Annotated in this window: 13 protein-coding genes; 5 read left to right on the top strand and 8 right to left on the bottom strand. The window is 65.4% G+C overall.

Annotation, left to right across the window (positions count from 1 at the left end):
- Positions 1 to 48 precede the first annotated feature (48 nt).
- Positions 49 to 372, bottom strand: a complete 324-nt coding sequence (locus AC0L21_RS16620) for a hypothetical protein (RefSeq protein ID WP_473263058.1) — start codon at positions 370 to 372, stop codon at positions 49 to 51.
- 317 nt (positions 373 to 689) lie between these two features.
- Between AC0L21_RS16620 and AC0L21_RS16625 the strand changes: the two genes are divergently transcribed.
- Positions 690 to 1,460 (top strand): L,D-transpeptidase, encoded by a 771-nt coding sequence (locus AC0L21_RS16625; RefSeq protein WP_473262904.1) that lies wholly within the window; start codon positions 690 to 692, stop codon positions 1,458 to 1,460.
- 2 nt (positions 1,461 to 1,462) lie between these two features.
- On the opposite strand, the gene AC0L21_RS16630 is transcribed toward AC0L21_RS16625, so the two are convergent.
- Both AC0L21_RS16630 and AC0L21_RS16635 read right to left on the bottom strand, forming a co-directional pair.
- On the bottom strand, positions 1,463 to 2,719 hold the full coding sequence (locus AC0L21_RS16630; RefSeq protein WP_473262905.1) for a zinc-binding metallopeptidase family protein: 1,257 nt from the start codon (positions 2,717 to 2,719) through the stop codon (positions 1,463 to 1,465).
- Between the two features lie 60 nt (positions 2,720 to 2,779).
- Complete coding sequence (locus AC0L21_RS16635) at positions 2,780 to 5,971, bottom strand: CHAT domain-containing tetratricopeptide repeat protein (RefSeq protein WP_473262906.1); 3,192 nt, start codon at positions 5,969 to 5,971, stop codon at positions 2,780 to 2,782.
- A gap of 221 nt (positions 5,972 to 6,192) precedes the next feature.
- Between AC0L21_RS16635 and AC0L21_RS16640 the strand changes: the two genes are divergently transcribed.
- Positions 6,193 to 6,447 (top strand): acyl carrier protein, encoded by a 255-nt coding sequence (locus tag AC0L21_RS16640; protein WP_106945368.1) that lies wholly within the window; start codon positions 6,193 to 6,195, stop codon positions 6,445 to 6,447.
- A 24-nt stretch (positions 6,448 to 6,471) separates the two neighbouring features.
- The gene (locus AC0L21_RS16645) at positions 6,472 to 8,172 is read left to right on the top strand and encodes a fatty acyl-AMP ligase (RefSeq protein WP_473262907.1); all 1,701 of its coding nucleotides are present in this window, start codon (positions 6,472 to 6,474) and stop codon (positions 8,170 to 8,172) included.
- 6 nt (positions 8,173 to 8,178) lie between these two features.
- On the opposite strand, the gene AC0L21_RS16650 is transcribed toward AC0L21_RS16645, so the two are convergent.
- Genes AC0L21_RS16650 through AC0L21_RS16660 form a run of 3 tightly spaced genes read right to left on the bottom strand, consistent with a single transcriptional unit; the run spans position 8,179 to position 11,554 of the window.
- Positions 8,179 to 9,141 (bottom strand): hypothetical protein, encoded by a 963-nt coding sequence (locus tag AC0L21_RS16650; protein WP_473262908.1) that lies wholly within the window; start codon positions 9,139 to 9,141, stop codon positions 8,179 to 8,181.
- 25 nt (positions 9,142 to 9,166) lie between these two features.
- Positions 9,167 to 10,549, bottom strand: coding sequence for an MBOAT family O-acyltransferase (locus tag AC0L21_RS16655; protein ID WP_473262909.1), 1,383 nt, complete (start codon positions 10,547 to 10,549; stop codon positions 9,167 to 9,169).
- 45 nt (positions 10,550 to 10,594) lie between these two features.
- On the bottom strand, positions 10,595 to 11,554 hold the full coding sequence (locus AC0L21_RS16660) for an acyl-CoA desaturase (protein WP_473262910.1): 960 nt from the start codon (positions 11,552 to 11,554) through the stop codon (positions 10,595 to 10,597).
- Between the two features lie 158 nt (positions 11,555 to 11,712).
- On the opposite strand from AC0L21_RS16660, the gene AC0L21_RS16665 reads away from it, so the two are divergent.
- Positions 11,713 to 12,696, top strand: coding sequence for a glycerophosphodiester phosphodiesterase (locus AC0L21_RS16665; RefSeq protein ID WP_473262911.1), 984 nt, complete (start codon positions 11,713 to 11,715; stop codon positions 12,694 to 12,696).
- Positions 12,697 to 12,783: 87 nt separating this feature from the next.
- Here AC0L21_RS16665 and AC0L21_RS16670 read toward each other — a convergent pair whose 3' ends face one another.
- Entirely contained in the window at positions 12,784 to 15,060 is a 2,277-nt protein-coding gene (locus AC0L21_RS16670) for a spermidine synthase (RefSeq protein ID WP_473262912.1), read from the bottom strand.
- 155 nt (positions 15,061 to 15,215) lie between these two features.
- Between AC0L21_RS16670 and AC0L21_RS16675 the strand changes: the two genes are divergently transcribed.
- Entirely contained in the window at positions 15,216 to 16,847 is a 1,632-nt protein-coding gene (locus AC0L21_RS16675; RefSeq protein WP_473262913.1) for a phytoene desaturase family protein, read from the top strand.
- Between the two features lie 277 nt (positions 16,848 to 17,124).
- Here AC0L21_RS16675 and AC0L21_RS16680 read toward each other — a convergent pair whose 3' ends face one another.
- Positions 17,125 to 17,280, bottom strand: a complete 156-nt coding sequence (locus AC0L21_RS16680) for a Flp family type IVb pilin (protein WP_085395715.1) — start codon at positions 17,278 to 17,280, stop codon at positions 17,125 to 17,127.
- Between the last annotated feature and the right edge of the window lie 21 nt (positions 17,281 to 17,301).

The raw sequence follows: 17,301 nt of genomic DNA on the forward strand, positions 1-17,301 counted from the left end.
CCTGGCCGTCATTCCGGGGGCACGCGCGCGCCCCGGAATCGCCAGGGGTTACCGATAGCAGTGGAAGCGGTTGTATCCGTCGTAATAGCCGCGGCAGCGACGGTGGCCGCGATGGGGAATGCCGAACACCCCCTCGACCGCGCCCACGGCACCGCCGACACCCGCGCCGACCGCGCCACCCACCACGCCGCCGACGGGGCCGGCGATCCGGTTGCCTTCATAAGAACCTTCCTGTGCGCCCCGAACGATGCCCTGGGCATGGCCAGGCTGGGGGACGCAGGACAGCGCGGCCAGAACGGCGGCGCCGGCGAAGAGCAGACGGAAAGGCAGACCAGCCGGCCGTGAAGCGGCGGCGACGCATACTTTGTTCATCTTCATTCCCAAAGGTAAAACCGGCCGCGGAAGCCGCCGGTCGAGGCAGGTTACTTCTAATGCCGATGCAGCCAAATGGTTGCACCATTGTGATGAATTGTCGGCGTTGTGAACGCATCTCCGCTCGCGAAAATGTCAGCGCCGCCGCTGGCTTTGCGGCGCTAAGCGGCCTTGCTTACGCCGGGCGTCCCGTTAACGATGGCAATAAGGTTAGCTTTGCAGCCCGCTGGAACGAAAGCCGGATTGCAGGCATAGTGCACGCCGGGGGACGGAGAGCCGCGGCGCCTAGTGTGAACAGGCCGGAGGCCAGAAGTCAGATGCGTTCGTTTTTTATTGCTTTCACCTCCCTGATGCTTTTGAGCGCGGGCACCGCGCAGGCCAAGGTCGAGATCACCGTCGACAAGGACAATCAGCAGATGACCGTCGCCGTCGACGGCGTCGCGCGCTACCACTGGCCGGTATCGACAGGCATCCCGTCGCGGGAGACGCCGAACGGCGCGTTCCGCACCTTCCGCATGGAAGAGGATCACTATTCCAAGGAATTCGACGACGCGCCGATGCCGCACGCGATCTTCTTCACCAAGGTCGGGCACGCCATCCACGGCACCGACTCCGTCGGCCGGCTCGGCACGCCCGCCTCGCATGGCTGCGTGCGGCTGTCGCGCCAGAATGCCACGACGCTCTACGCGCTGGTGCAGCAGCAGGGCGTGCTCAACACCACGGTGACGCTGACCGGTTCGGCGCAGGTGGCGCTGGCGCGCAATCCGCGTGGCCGCAACCCGACGGCAGTGGCCCGCGCGCCGCAGCCCGCCGAAGAGCAATACGCCACATCAGGCGATCCCGTGAACCTGACGCCTCCGGCCGCACCTGCCCGCCGCTACATGCCGCAGGACGACAACTACATCTATCCGGCCGACGGCAGCGACACCGGCGCGCGCTACCCCGCGCCGCGCGGCAGCCGCCCGCTCTATGACGCACAGGTCTATCAGCAGCAGCCGCAGCAATATTACAACCAAGGCAACGGCACGTATTATCAGCCGCAGCCCCGGCAGGTTTACCAACCGCGTGGCTATTACTACCAGAACTGACGCTATCTGGACGCGGCGTTGCCGCGCTCGACGATTTTTCGCGCAGCCTGGACGAAGGCACGGGCGACCGGCTCGAGAATCTCGGGTCCGGTCGCGGCGAGATCGTCGGACGGTGTGTGGAAAGTCCGATGGCGGCCGGCCATGCCGAGGAAATCGGCGTAGCCCGCCGCATGCACGTCGCGCAGTTCGCCGACCGCCTGCTTCTCCGTCACCAACCGTTTTGCGTCGACCTTGGCGAAGGCCTCATCCGTCAGCGCGACGGCGGATTTGCTCAGCACGAGATATCGCTCTTCCTCAGGCCGATCGGTGCGGGCGCCCTCAGCGAAGGCGTAGCAGGCGTTCGAGGAACCGAAATGAATCCACGCCAGCGTTTCCTTCGGCGCCGGCGCCCCGTTCTTCAGAAACAGCTCCATGCCGCCATGGCCGATCTCATGGCCTGCGGTCGCAATGAAGACGAAATGCGCCGGCCATTTTTCGGCGGCGATCGTGCGCGCCAGCGCAAGGAAGTTGGCAATGCCGGGCCCACGTTCGCACACGCAAGTGTACCAGCCGGTCATCGGCGTCGAGACGACGATGGTCGGCCCCGCGCCGACCTCGGCGATGACGTTGCGGCTGGCGACATCGCGCTCGTAATGGCCCTTGACGTCCAGTGTCACTGGCGCGCCCGACGCAAGCGCCCGCTCGAATGTACCGCGCGCCTTGGCGCCGACCACGATCACCGGCACCGGCCAGGGCGCATCTTCCTGCGTGACGTTGTAGGCGAAACGGTCATCCGCGGGATTGCCGATCGTCAGCAGGATGGCCGCCGGCCTCCTCGCCACGGCCTCCGCGATCGCCGCGCGATGGGCAGGGCCGAGATAGGCGCCGCGATCGAACGGCAGATCGAGCAGAAGGATTTTTCCGGCGACATCACCGTCTCGCGCCAGCGGCGTGGCGAGATGAAAGCTCGCTTTGTCCACCGGCGGCCACCAGAACGGCGTCGCCTCGACAGACGTGCCGGCCGCTTCGGCGCTGGCCTGCTCGACGACATATTGCCGGCCAAGCACGACGGGCTGGGACCTGACCTCGAATCCGGCGGTCTTGAGCTCAGCGGCGATCCAGTCGGCGGTGGCGCGGTCGCCGGGCGAGCCGAAGCGATGCAGGCCGAACGAGGCGTAGCGCGCGACGTCGGCGTAGAGGCTCGCGCCCGAAAGCACATCCTCGGCTGCCGCCTGACCAACCATGAGAACCGCCATCGTCGCGATGAAGATAAGCCGCATGCAAATGGCTCCCGGAACCAATGCTTCTTGAGGGGCAGTTTCCGCCTTCCACGGCCGTCGTCAACCACCCTCGCCGACCAGCACGAACGGCGCCCACACCGCCGGATCGGCGTTGCGCGGCGACGACCGGTCGGCAATCAGCGCCTTCATCGACCGGCGCAACGCCTCGGCGCGGCCGATGCCGGGATGCGCGGTGAGCTCCGAGAATGCTCCCGTTGTCAGGCGCACCGCCGCATCGGAATCCACCGGCCAGTGCGAGACCAGCAGCGCGCGTGCGCCGGCATAGAAGAATGCGCGCGCAAGGCCTGAGAGACCCTCCGCGCCCGGCCTGTCGCCGGCGGCGGTGTTGCAGGCCGACAGCACCGCCCAGTCAGCGTCGAGCTTGAGCTTGGCGATGCGGCTCGCGGTGAGCAAACCGTCGTCGTCGCTGGTGGGCTTTTCGGGAAGCGTCAGAACCAGCGCCGGCTCGCTGAGGCCGTTGACCTCGCCGGCGACAAGGCCGTGGGTGGCAAAATCGACGACGCGATATTGATCGAGCGGCAAGGTGTTCACGTTGGTCACGGTTGCCGCCGGGCCGAGCTTGACGTCCTCCTGCGGCGAAGCGCCGAGCGCGCGCGCCACGGCCCGGAGCTCGCCCGCCGTCTCCGGCAATGCCGGCAGGCCGGTGCGCAGCCGATCGAGATCGACGGCCGTGCCGTCATAATAGCTCTGATACGGCTGCACGTTGCGCCCAGCACGCTTGTCACCCGGCGAACGCTGCAACACGGGATCACCGAACCCGATGAACGGCTTTTGCGCCCGCGAGTCCTTGGCAAAGCTCCGCAGCGCGCGCAGGCTCGGCACCGACGGCAGCACCGTGATGGCGCGCTCGTCGAGCAGCCACGCCGCCTGCCGGTAACGATCGGCGGACATAGTGTCCGGCTTCTTCGTCACCAGCACGTGAAACGGCAGGCTGGTGAGCGCGCCGACCGGGACGATCAGCAGTTTCGGCTTGCCGGCGATATCGACCGACATCGGGCCGAACAGCGCGGTGTAGAGCTCGAAGGATGCATCGAGGTCGAACGACGCCTTTGCCGCCTCCGGATCGGTGAGCCCCTGCCGCAGATGCGCGACACGGTCGCCTATCTCGCGGTTGCCGAGTGCGATCTGGCGCAACGCGCTCGTCTCGCGCGTCACGGCCAAGGCGTAGGTCTTGTCACTGAGCGCGATGAATGTCAGCAGCGCCTCGTCCGGCTTCAACAGGCTCTGCGCCTGCGCGATCGGAAGCGGCTGCGGGCTCGCCAGATCGGCGTAAGCCGGAAAACTGCGATCGAGCTGGGCCGTGACATCGTCAAGCGATTTTTGCATCTGAGCCGTTTGCGTGCGCAGGCTCGCGATCAGTGCGTCGTTGCGCTTGCCATCCGCCTGTCCGAGTTCGGACGTCACACGCTTGTCGAGTGCCGCCAGGCTCGCCTTCAGGTCCTGCTGCCGTCGCACCAATCCTGCGATCGCGTCATTGCCGGCGCCGAACCGCGCCGCCATCTGCGCCAGTGCGGCGCCCGCGCTGGTCTCATGCGCGCGTTGCACGGCGCCAAAAGCCTCGTCCTTTGCCGCGTCGTCGGGCTTGCCGTCTGTAACGCGCCAGATCGCCTCGATCAGCCAGGGATCGAGCTCAGTGAAACGGGTAAATTGCGTATTCCGCTGCGCGTTGAGCGCGGCGGCTGCCAACCGCAGCCGCGCCAGGGCGTCCGGCCATTTGCCTTCGCGGCGATCGACGTCGGCGAGGTTGATCAGGGTTACGATGGTGCCCTGATGGCGCGGCCCGAGCCTGTCCCGCGCAATCGCGAGCGCGCGGTCGAGCCGGCTGCGCGCGTCGATCAAATTGCCGGTCTTGAGATCCAGTAGCGCGACGGCGCGCAGATCCTTGACGAGCTGGGGATGTTTGCCACCGGGCACGCGCTCGTCGATCTCGAGGCAGCGCAGCAGATATGGCCGTGCCTCGTCGATCTGGCCGGCGTCCATTAGCGCCTGCCCGAGCGATCCGGCGGCAAGCGCGGTCGGGCCGCTGCCTTCGCCGAACTTGCGCTCGATCACGGCCAGAGAGCGGCGGTAGAGACCGAGCGCCTGATCGTTGCGGCCGAGGCTGGCATAGCTGTTGGCGAGATTGTTCAGGGCCCGACCGACATCGGGGCTGTCGGGGCCAAAGGCCCTCTCGTAGATCGCGAGCACACGCTCCCGAAGGCCTGCGGCCGCCTCGTTCCTGCCCTGAGCCGAATAGGCATTGGCGAGATTGTTCAGCCCGACCGCGGTGGTCGGATGGTTCGGGCCGTAGATCCGCTCATAGGCCTGAAGCGTTTGCTGGTAGAGCTTTTCCGCCTCGGCGTAGCGCGCTTCGTGCTCGAGCACGGTGGCGAGATTGCCGGTGACGGCCGCGACGTTCGGATGCGCATCACCGTTGCGCGCCCGGTTGATCGCGAGCGAGCGCCGCATCACCGCCTCGGCTTCCGTCAGGCGGCCTGCGTCCGAATAAAGGTTGCCGAGATCGTTGAGCATCTTGTCGTAGTTCGGCGCGGCCTCGGCGCCTCTGCCAAGGCTGCGGTCCAGCAGATCGAGCCCCTGCTTCAGCAGCCGCTCGCCGTCGTCGAAGCGACCGAGCAGGCCATAGATGTCACCGAGATGGTCCATTGCCGAGGCGACGTCGGAGGGCGGCGCATTGGCGGCTTGCAGTGCGGTGAGCGCCCGCTCGAAATAGCCGGTCGCTTCCTTGAAATTCTCCTTGTCACGCGCGAGGCCACCGAGCGCGGCCAGCGTGTCCGCGAGGCGCACGTCATTGGCGCCGAAAGCACCGGTGCCCAGCGCGAGCGCGCGTTCGGCCACATTGGTCGCCTCGGCGCGGCGGTCGAGCATGCCGAGCGATCCGACCAGGATGTGCGAGGTGCGTAGCGTCGAGGCGACGTCGTTGTTGCGCAGCTTGATGGCGAGCGCCGCATTCAGCCTGTCGATGGCCTCAGGGTAGCGGCCGAGGTTGTGCAGGAACATGCCCTCGTTGTGCAGCACGCCGGCATAGTTCATGCTGCCGGCACCCTGCCCGCGGCGCACCAGGTTTTCGAGCTTCTGGGCGGCCGCGAGCCCGTCGGCCCAGCGCGCGGTCTGCGTCGCCGCGTTCATCTGCGCGAGCAGCGAATCGAAATCATCGCCGCGCTGTGCAGAAGCCAGTCCCGGAGCCAAAAGAACCACAAGAAAAAATGGGACGAACAAGCGGGCACGGCTCATGCGAAAATCCCGTCACGCGCGTCGTACTTGCAATTTTGGAAGCATACGGGTCGCGGCGGCCGCTGTCGACCGCGGGAAATCGCGCCACTATGGGCATGGATTGAGCAACCGGGCGACGCAGGAAAGCAACAGTCCACAACCTTCAACGCGGCGGGGTTTCGACCAAATTGACAACCTTGGCGTCACCCGTATTGTCGTTCCCATTGTTTCTGGGACATGACATGACACGCGAGCAGATTTCGGATTTCTGCGTTACCGCCCTGGCAAATATCCTGCGAATTTCGAAGGACCGCGTCGACATCGGCACGAAATTCAGCCGTCTCGGGCTCGATTCGGCGATGCTGGTCTACCTCATGATGGAACTCGAAGAGAAGCTCGACCTCGAACTATCGACCGACGACTTTTACGACCATCCGACCGTTGAGGCGCTGTCGCGATTTCTCACCGACAAGCGCGCAATCCGCCCCGCCGCCTGAGGGCGGCTGAAGCCGGCGTAGCCAATGGAAACCTTCCGCTCGCTCGTGGCACTGCTGGCCCGGCGTGCGGCGGAGCAGGCCGACGACCGCGCCTATGTCTTCGTCTCCGATCGCGGAACGGAGGAAGCTGTCCTCACCTTCCGCCAGTTGCATGACTTCGCATCCACGCTCGCGGCGCGCCTGAACGCCGCGGCGCGGCCCGGCGACCGCGCCATCCTGGTGTTTCCGCCCGGCATCGAGTTCATGGTGGCGTTCTTCGGCTGCCTGATGGCCGGCATCATCGCCGTGCCGATGATGATGCCGCGGAGAAACAGCGCGCGCGATGCCAGCGGCGCGATCCTCGCCAATTGCACGCCGACGGTGGCGCTGACCAATTCGGCCGCCTCGCTCCGTGGTGATCTGCGGGCACGCTTCGCGCACGAGCACATTCGCTGGATCGAGGCCGATCTCGCGGCGGCCGACGGTGAGACGATCGAACTACCCGAGCCGGCGCCGGACGACATCGCCTTCGTGCAATACACCTCCGGCTCGACGTCCGCGCCCAAAGGCGTGATGGTGAGCCACGCCAATCTGCTCGCCAATCTCGAGATGATCCGGCTCGCGCTCGGCAACACCCGGCAATCGACTTACGTCAATTGGGTGCCGCTCTATCACGACATGGGGCTGATCCTGAACGCACTGCAGGCGCTCTATGTTGGGGCGACCTGCGTGCTGATGGCACCGAATGCGTTCATGCAGCGGCCGCTCGGCTGGCTGCGCGCGATCTCGCATTTTCGCGCGGAAGTGGCTTGCAGCCCAAATTTCGGCTTCGACCTCTGCGTCAGCCGCTATCGCGCCGACCAGATGGAGGGCGTCGACCTGTCCTCGCTCAGGATCGCGCTGAACGGCGCAGAGCCGGTGCATGCGGAAACCATCGAACGGTTCATCCAGACATTTGCGCCGCACGGCTTCGACCCGCACGCAATGTATCCCGCCTACGGAATGGCGGAAGCGACGCTCCTGATTTCCGGCGGACGCCGAGGCGGCGGTCATGTCACACGCAGCGTGAGCCGCACGGCGCTTCAGGCGCATGCGGCGCAGCCGCCCTCCAGCGCCGAAGATACCCAGATCGCCGTCGGCTGCGGCCGCGCGCTGACCGCCGAACGGATCGCCATCGTTGACGCGGACGACCAGACGCGCCTGCCGGCCGACCGGGTCGGTGAAATATGGGTGAACGGCCCCAATGTCGCACGCGCCTATTGGCGCAACGACGAGGCGACGCGCGAGGGGCTCAATGCGCAGATTGCCGGCGAAGACGGGGCGTGGCTGCGCACCGGCGACCTCGGCTTCCTCGACGCCACCGGCGAATTGTTCGTCACCGGACGGATCAAGGACCTCATCATCATCCGTGGCATCAACCATTATCCGCAGGATTTGGAGCGCACGGTGCAATCCCTCGACCAAGCTTTGCGCGAAAACTGCGGCGCGGCGTTCTCGGTGCCCGACGAGAGCGGCGAGGAGGCACTCGTCATCGTCCAGGAAATCGAGCGCACCGCGCGCCACTCAATCGACACCGAAGCCATCAAGGGCCGGATTCGCGAGGCCGTCGCCGACAACCACGAGCTCTCCGCGCGTCACATCGCGCTGATCCGGCCCGGCACTCTGCCGAAGACCACCAGCGGCAAGATCCAGCGCAAGCTCGCACGCAAGCTCTGGCTCGATGGCGGATTCGAGCAGCTCGGCTGAGACGATTCAGAAATCGATCTTCGCGCTCTCTCCATCGCGCAGGCTCGCAGCGATCCCCTGCTCGATCTTGCGCGCGAGGATTGGGCGATAGTGGATGAAGTCGGCAAAATTGGCGCGGTCGCGCGTGAGATCATTGTCAACGCGATAGCTGATGAAATTGCTGCGCGGTCGGCCCGCGACCACTTTTTTGAGCGCGGCGTCGCAGGCGCTGCGCTCCAGGGCGGTTTCCGTGGCGGGCTTCGGCACGGTGGTTGCGAAGGTCGGCGGCACGATGATGACGACGGGCACATCGGCCGGCAATGTCCTGACGGTAGCTGCCAGCGCAGCGATCTCGGGAAATGCCGCCCGCATCTCGGCGGAAAGTGACGGCGCCGGATCCCTGGGCCAGCCGACTTCCTTGAATTGACCCGGCGGCCAGATGTCCTCATAGCTGACAAAGCCGTCCGGGTTCATCCGTGGTCGCCGGCCAAGCCCGATACTGATCCGTTGAAAAGCCTGCTCGATCGCCTGCCAGGAGATCAGACGTGCAGCGTAGGTGGCGACGCTTCTGTCATAGAGCCAGTCGGGGAATGGGACGCCGCCCTCCTCCTTGGGCCGTGCATGCGCGCACCAGCCGGGATCAGTCACGATCACCAGTGCGCCGACCTCCCGGTGATTCCGCAGGAAGAAGTCCAGCACCGCGAGCTCCTGGCGGGGAAACGCACCGGTCATGTAGAGCTGTACGAACCGCAGGCCGGTTACGCGCGACAATTCCGTCGGCTCGATCATCTGCGCCGTCGAGTTGCCCAGGATCGCAGCATTGAAATCCGGATTCCGCGCGCGGCTCGCAGCCGTGATCTGGGTGAGGCGATTATCGACGCCGTCGATACCGAGCAGGCCGAGCTTGCCGCTGTCATAGGGATCGACCGCCACCATCAGTGCGAGCACCAGCAGCGCAGCCCCGATCAGCGTGCCCAGACAAGCGATCAAGCTCCGGCCCCAGCCGGGGTCGGTCTCAGAACTTGAAGTAGACGAAGTCATGGAGATCCCGACCACCCATGTGAAGCAGCAGTGCGAACAGCCCGAGACCGAGCAGGCCCGCGAGCCACGGATTGGGACGGCGCGTGAGCACCGCCACGATGTCCTGGCTCACCGGCAGCAGGAAGGCGAACAGCGGCGCTACAATCAGCGGCCACAAATGCTTTCCGCGCTCGAGCGGCAGCGGTGAAACCAGTCCGGCGAAGACATGCCAGGCCGCCTCCACCGATCCCGCACGAAAGATCACGCCGGTCGCGAGTACGAACAACACGGTGAGCGCCCAGCCGAGCCATGACGGGAACTCCGGGCCATAGCGACGCCACAGCGTGCAGGCGACCAGCGCAAGCCCGTGCAGCAGGCCCCACAGCACGAAGGTCCAGCTCGCGCCGTGCCACAGGCCACACAGCGCCATCGTGATCATCATCGCGCCGAAGAACTGCACGGGCAGCCAGCGCCGCGGCAACAGGCGCAGATTGACCAGCGGATAGAACACGTAATCGCGGAGGAACAGCATCAGGGTGATGTGCCAGCGCTGCCAGAAATCCTGGATGTTGGTCGAGCGCAGCGGCGCATCGAAATTGTATGGCAGCTGCACGCCGAACAGCAGGCCGAGGCCGATCGCGATGTCGGAATAGCCGGAGAAATCGAACAGGATCTGGAAGGAGAAGCAGAAGGCGAGCCAGGCGTCACCGCTCGCGAGCGGCCCGTTCGCTGCCTGCACGTAGATGGGATCGAGCAGATGCGCGAGGCCGTCGGCGATCACGATTTTTTCAAACAGGCCGATCGCGATGAAACAGGTCGCGACGCAAAACTGGCGCTGCCAGCCCGGAACGTAGACCTGCCTGCCGAACTGATGCATCACCTCCGACCAGCGCGCCAGCGGGCCGGCAATCGCCTGCGGAAAGAAGGCGATGTAGAGCGCGTAGCGGTCGAGCGCATAGAGCGGCGCCCTGCCGCGCTTCAGGTCGACCAGATACATGATGTGGTGGAAGGTGAAGAAGGAGATACCGAGCGGCAGCCCGACGTCGAGCACCGGCAACCTCGTACCCAGCACGAGACCGAGATTGGCGAGAAGGAAGTTGGCGTATTTGAACAGCGCCAGCAGCGCGAGATCGAGCCCGATCACCAGCGTCAGCACCGCCGGCCATTTCACGCGCCCATAAGCGACCGAAGCGAGCCAGTTGATCGCGATGGAGCCGATCAGGAGCAGGATGAAGGACGGGCTGCCCCAGGCATAGAAGGTGAGCGACAGCGCAACCTGCACACCGATGCGCAACTGCGGATAGGGATCGGCCAGGCGATAGATCAGCAGCGCCGCGGGCAGGAAGACCAGGAGAAAGGGATAGTCGTTGAACAGCATCGGTTCACAGCCGCGCCATCGCCGGCGTGAGCCGGCGGATGATGCTCAGCCCGTTTCGAGGTCGGGCGCAGCGTCGCCCGGCTGCCGCAGCATGCGTCGCGCAATCTTTTCCTCGCTCGGCACCTTGACGTCCCAGGCCAATCCGAGCGCTTCCAGGGCGCGGATGAAGACAAAGCCGGGATCGAACTCGAACCAGCGCAGGCCGAAGGCCGCGGAATAGGGAAAGGCGTGGTGATTGTTGTGCCAGCCCTCGCCCCAGGCGAGCCAGGCCATCACGCCGAGATTCCGGCTGTTGTCGTCGCGGGTGACGAAGGGCTGCGCGCCGAAGCTGTGCATCACGGAATTGATGGCCGACATGGTCTGCTCGACCACGAACATGCGCACCACGCCGCCCCAGAGCAAGCCGGTCAGTGCGCCCCATGGGCTCATGGTGGCGAGGCCGCCGATCGCGGCCGGCAGCACCAGGCCAAGACCGACCCAAGTGTAGTAGTAGCTGTTGACGGCAACCAGCCTGCGATCCGCCATCAGGTCCGGGACATAATGCGCAACGTTGGGATAATCGTGTTCGATCATCCAGGTCAGGTGCGCGTGCAGGAAGCCGCGCAGGCGGCCGAACGCGCCCTCGCCGTGCAGCCGCGGCGAATGCAGATCGCCGTCGTGATCGGACAATTCGTGGTGCCGGCGGTGCATTGCCGCCCAGGACAGCATGGGACCGCGGCCGGCCATCGATCCCATCACGACCAGGATCGCACTCATCGCCGTGGAGGTCGCGAAGGCGCGGTGGGTGAAGAGCCGGTGATAGCCGACGGTGAGGCCGAGGCCGGTGACCAGCCAGAAGCCGACAAACAGGCCAAGCGCCATCGCGCCGATCGGGCGGTAGAGCAGAAGCGCCAGCGCCAGCAGCGTGCCGAGGAAGGGCAAAACGTCGAAGATGATGAAATGCCGGCGCTGCATCCGGCGAAAATGCCGGCTACGGATGATTCGATGATCGCGTTGCTGCTGCACGGGCGGGATTCCAGGGCGCCGACTATGAGTACATACCCCCGCGGCGGCCGCAACCCAAGTCACCGCCGAAGCTTTCAACAGCCCCGAAAGCCTATACTATGGGCCGGACACGCCCAAATGCGTTCAAATATCCCTTTCCGCTTGCCCCACGAGCCGCCATGCCGTCACGTGCTGCGACGATCTTGATCGTGCTATTACCTCTCATTGCGGGACCGGCCATGGCATTCGATTCGGAGGCTCATCGCGGCGGGCGGGCACTGCTGCCGGAAAACACGCTTCCGGCCTTCGCCAACGCGCTGTCGATGGGCGTGGACACGCTGGAACTCGACGTCGGCATCACCGCTGACGGCGAAGTCGTCGTGTCGCATGAGCGCGGGCTCAATCCTGATCTCACGCGGGATGCGAGCGGCGCCTATGTCGCGGCCCCCGGCACGCCGTTCGTAAAACTGCGGCTCGCCGACGTCAGGACCTACGACGTCGGCCAGATCCGGCCAGACAGTCCTTACGCGAAGCAATTCCCCGACCAGCGCGCCATGCCGGGGACCCGCATTCCGACCTTGAGCGAGCTGTTCGCGCTGGTGCGCAAATCCGGCAATACGCGCGTGCGCTTCAACATCGAGACCAAGATCGATCCGAACCATCCGGACGAGACGCTCGATCCCCAAGCTTTCGTCACCAGGCTGCTCGGCGTGATCGAAGCCGAAAAATTCTCCGACCGCGTCATGATCCAGTCGTTCGACTGGCGGACCCTGCTGCTGGTCCAGCAGCGGGCCCCGAAGATGCCGACGGTGTACCTGACGCTCCAGCGCGGCTCGGGCCAGACGGTGGCGCTGGACAAGGCGACCAATTGGACGGCGGGTTTCAGCCCGGCCGATCACGGCGGGTCGCTGCCCCGAACCATCAAGGCTGCGGGCGGCGCGATCTGGTCGCCCTATTTCGGCGACGTGACCGCGGCGCTGGTCTCGGAGGCACACGCGCTCGGGCTGCGCGTCGTGGTCTGGACGGTCAACAAGCGTGAAGACATGGTGCGCATGATCGAGATCGGCGTCGACGGGATCATCTCCGACAGGCCCGATTTGTTGCGGCAAGTCGCGGGCGAGAAGGGAATTGCGTTGCCCGCGGGGAGCCCGGTGGAGCCGTAGAAGCAAGTCTCGTGTCCCGGCTCTGCAGCGCATCGCTAAAGAAGCGCTGCGCTGCGTCCGGGGCACGAGAGTGTTGCCATGTCGTCCCTACTCCCCGTCCCGCAAGCGCCGGTACAGCGCGCCCAGAATGTTGGAGTAATCGTCGGTCCAGACCCGCACCCTGTCGTCGGCTTCGGTCTGCTCCCAAGATTTGGACGATGCGAGCCTGCCGACGTCGGCATCCTCTCGGGCGGAGATGACGACGTCGGTCGAGAAGATGTAGTCGCCATCGCGCCCCGAATCCTCGTTGTAGACCCAGCTCTTGAGATCATTGGCATCGGCGATGCCGACCACGACGGTCTCGAGATCGAGGTGGCGGTTGGAGACGTGCATCACCACGGCGCCGTGCGGAGCGAGCTTGTCCTTGTAGATCTTCATCGCCTCTTCGGTCGCAAGATGGATCGGGATCGCATCCGACGAATAGGCGTCGACGATGATGAGATCATAGGCGCCGTCCGGCTCCTTCGCGAAGGTGAGGCGGGCATCGCCGATCACCGGCTTCAGGCCCGGCATGCAGCTCGAGATGTAGCGGAAATTCTTCGGATCGCTTGCCGCGTCGACCATGGACTGATCGATCTCGAAGAATGTCCAGCTCTCATTTGGCTCGGCGGCGCAGGCGAGCGTGCCCGATCCGACGCCGATCGCCGCGACCTTCAACGGAGCGCCCTTGCGTTCCCGGATCGCGCTGACGGCCTGACCGATGCCGCCATCCTTGTGATAGTAGGTGATCGGCTCGGGCCGGCCGGTGACCGGCGTGCCGTCATTGTTGAGGAAACGCTCGGCGCCGTGGATCGTGGTGCCGTGCATCAGCACATGGAAATAGCCGCCGGGCGTCACCACGATCTTGTGCACGCCGAAGAAGCTCCGCACCGTGGTGACGCGGCCTTCGTCCGCCGGATAAACCCGGATCAACGCCAGCGCGAGCGCGACGGTGGCGAATATCTTCCAGCGGCCGGCGTTGACCGCCAGGGCCAGCAGCGCGGCGAGCACGCCGACGCCGCTGGCCAGCCAGACGCGGTGATCCTCGAACCAGCTCGACAGGGCGCCCGTCGTGGCAAAGGGCGCAACGAGCACGACGACCAGCGCGGCAAGCGCCAGCCAGTACCATTTGACGATGCCCGGCAACCGCTCGTTCGCGGGCGGCCGGCACAGCGCGGCAAGCGCAATCAGGATCGGATATTCCGCGATCCAGGAGAATGTGAATGGCGCAACCAGCCCGGCGAACAGGCCGCCGACCATGCCGCCGAACGACAGTGCGACATAGAATCCGGTGAGATATTTCGCGGCCGGCCGGGTCCGCGCCAATTCGCCGTGGCAGGCCATCGCGATGACGAAGAAGCACAATTGATGGCCGCCGAGCGTCAGCAGCAGGTTCTGTTCGCCCCCGAACGCCAGCAGGAAGACGACGCCCGCGATCGCGACCGGCTGCAGCATCAGCATCCATTTGTGCGGCAGCAGCGGCCGCGACTGGAACACCACCACCCAGGTCAAGAGGTACAGCGACAGCGGCAGCACCCAGAGCAGCGGCGCGGCCGCAACGTCGGTCGAGATGTGCGCGGTGACGGCGATGAGCAGGCCGGACGGCACGCCGGCGAGGAATATCCAGCGCAGCCGTGTCATGAAACCGGGCGCCGGCGCATTCAAATCCTCGGTTCGCGCATCGACCATGGCGAGCTTCGGCGAGCGCAACAGCAGCACGCCGCATGCGGCGATCAGGACGATCAGAATGCCGTAACCGCCGGTCCAGAGCCGGTTCTGCGTGTGCAGCGTGAACATCGGCTCCAGCAGGAACGGATAGGACAGCAGGGCGAGGAAGCTGCCGATGTTGGAGGACGCATAGAGGAAATAGGGATCATGTCCGGCGGGATGCCCGGTGCGGACAAACCAGGCCTGCAGCAACGGATTGTTGGCGGCGAGCGCGAAGAACGGCAGCCCGATCGAGATCACGAACAGGCCGAGCAGCCAGATTGCGTAGCCCGAAGCGGGCGGATCGCCATAGGCCGAGGCGATGCCGAGCGGCAGCGTGGCGAAGGCCGCGATCAGCAGCAGGAGATGCACCACCACGGGAACGATGCGGTTCCTCACCTGCATCAACACATGCGCATAGGCGTAGCCCGCCAGCAGCAGCGACTGGAAGAACACCATCGCCACCGACCACACCGCCGGCGAGCCGCCGAGCCGCGGCAAAACCATCTTCGTGAACAGCGGCTGCACCGAGAATAGCAACAGCGCGCTGACGAAGATCGCGGCGGTGTAGACCGTCAGCAGCAGCCGGTTGCGTGACGAGGACGGCAGCTCCGTGGCGGGTTGCACGATCGAATCCATGGAAGCTCCAGCATCTCCCGGCGGGCGCCGGGCGCGCGCAATGGAGCACAAGGCGCCTGAACGGGCAATAAAGGGTCTCCTGATGTTGCAGCGGGAAATGCTTGATATACAGATGTCATTCTGGGCCGGGTCGTTCCGACCGTTCCGGAATGAGCGTGGAGCAGCTTGACCCCTTCATGACCGAAACCGACGTCGTCATCATCGGCGCTGGCCATAACGGCCTCACCTGCGCGGCCTATCTCGCGATGGCCGGCTTGCGTGTGCGCGTGGTCGAGCGCCGCAAGGTGGTCGGCGGGGCCGCGGTCACGGAGGAGTTTCATCCGGGCTTCCGCAATTCGGTCGCGGCCTACACCGTGAGCCTGCTCAATCCGCAAGTGGTCCGCGACTTGAAGCTGGCCGAACAGGGCCTCAGGATCGTTGAACGGCGCGCGCAGAATTTTCTGCCCGCTCCCGACGGCAGCTATCTCCTCACCGGCGAGGGGCGGACGCAGGCATCCGTCGCACGGCTGAGCGCGCATGACGCAAACGCGCTCGACGGGTTTTCGCGCGAGCTGGAAGATATCGCCGACGTGCTCAGGCAATTCGTGCTGCGCGCGCCGCCAAACCTGCTCGATGGTTTCGGCACGGCCTCGATCCGCGAGGCCGTGAACGCATTCCAGAGCGCCAATATCCTGCGCGGGTTGTCGCTGGAGCAGAGCCGCAGCCTGCTCGATCTCTTCACCCGCTCGGCCGGCGAGATGCTGGACGAACGTTTCGAGCATGATCTGGTCAAGGCGCTATTCGGCTTCGATGCCATCGTCGGCAATTATGCCAGCCCCTACGCCGCGGGCTCGGCCTATGTGATGCTGCATCACGCCTTCGGCGAGGTGAACGGCAAGAAGGGCGTCTGGGGTCACGCCATCGGCGGCATGGGCGCGATCACGCAAGCCATGGCACGCGCCGCACGCGACCGCGGCGTCGTGATCGACACCGATGCGGGCGTGCGCGAGGTCATCGTTGAGCGCGACCGCGCGGTCGGCGTGGCGCTGGAGAACGGCACGACCATCCGCGCGAAATATGTCGCAGCCAATGTCAATCCGAAGCTGCTCTATACGCGGCTGGTCGCCGCCGATGCGCTTCCCCAAACCTTCCTCGACCGCATCCGGCACTGGAAGAACGGCTCCGGCACCTTCCGCATGAACGTGGCGCTGGACCGCCTGCCCTCGTTCACGGCGCTGCCGGGCGACGGCGATCATCTCACCTCGGGCATCATCCTGGCCCCTGATCTCGGCTACATGGACCGCGCCTTCCTCGATGCCCGGGCGCACGGCTGGAGCCGAGAGCCCGTCGTGGAAATGCTGATCCCATCGACGCTCGACGACACGCTCGCGCCCGCAGGACACCATGTCGCGAGCTTGTTCTGCCAGCACGTTGCGCCGGAGCTTCCCGATGGAAAGTCGTGGGACGACCATCGCGACGAGGTCGCCGACCTCATGATCGCGACGGTGGACAAATACGCGCCGGGTTTTGCGACGAGCGTGCTCGGCCGCCAGATCCTGTCACCGCTCGATCTCGAACGGCAGTTCGGCCTGCTCGGGGGCGACATCTTCCACGGCGCGCTCTCGCTGAACCAGCTGTTTTCGGCCCGGCCAATGCTGGGCCACGCCGACTATCGGGGGCCCCTGAAGGGCCTCTATCACTGCGGCTCGGGCGCTCACCCCGGCGGCGGCGTCACCGGCGCCCCCGGCCACAACGCCGCGCAGGCGATCCTGAGGGATCACCGGTCGCTGTTCGGAACCCGTGGATAAGCCCGTGGATAAGCTGTGGACAGACTGTTGGCAGAGCTGTGAAAGCGCGGTGGGTTACGCCCCTCCAAGCCTGGTGCAAACTGGTGGAAAATCCGGGGATGAACGGCGGGAAAATCCGTGGACAAGCCCGGAAAAACCAGCGGATAGCCTGTGGCCACCCTATTGCAAGCCAATCCCCAAAAACGACTTCGCCCGCCAGGGGGCAATCCCCCCGACGGGCGCGGCTCGGAAGCAGTCGTATGGAGAATTGGCCCCGCCGGGAAATGGAAGGCGGAAATTACTTCAAGGAGCTGCTAATCGAAGTGAACTTGTCGTTCATGGTGGTGCCCAGGCCGTTCACCACGGTGATGATCGCCAGCGCGATACCGGCTGCGATCAGACCGTACTCGATTGCGGTTGCACCTGAATCGTCGGTCCAGAACTTCAAAATCATGCGCTTCAAGTCTCGCCTCCT

The sequence above is a fragment of the Bradyrhizobium sp. WSM4873 genome (assembly GCF_055811355.1).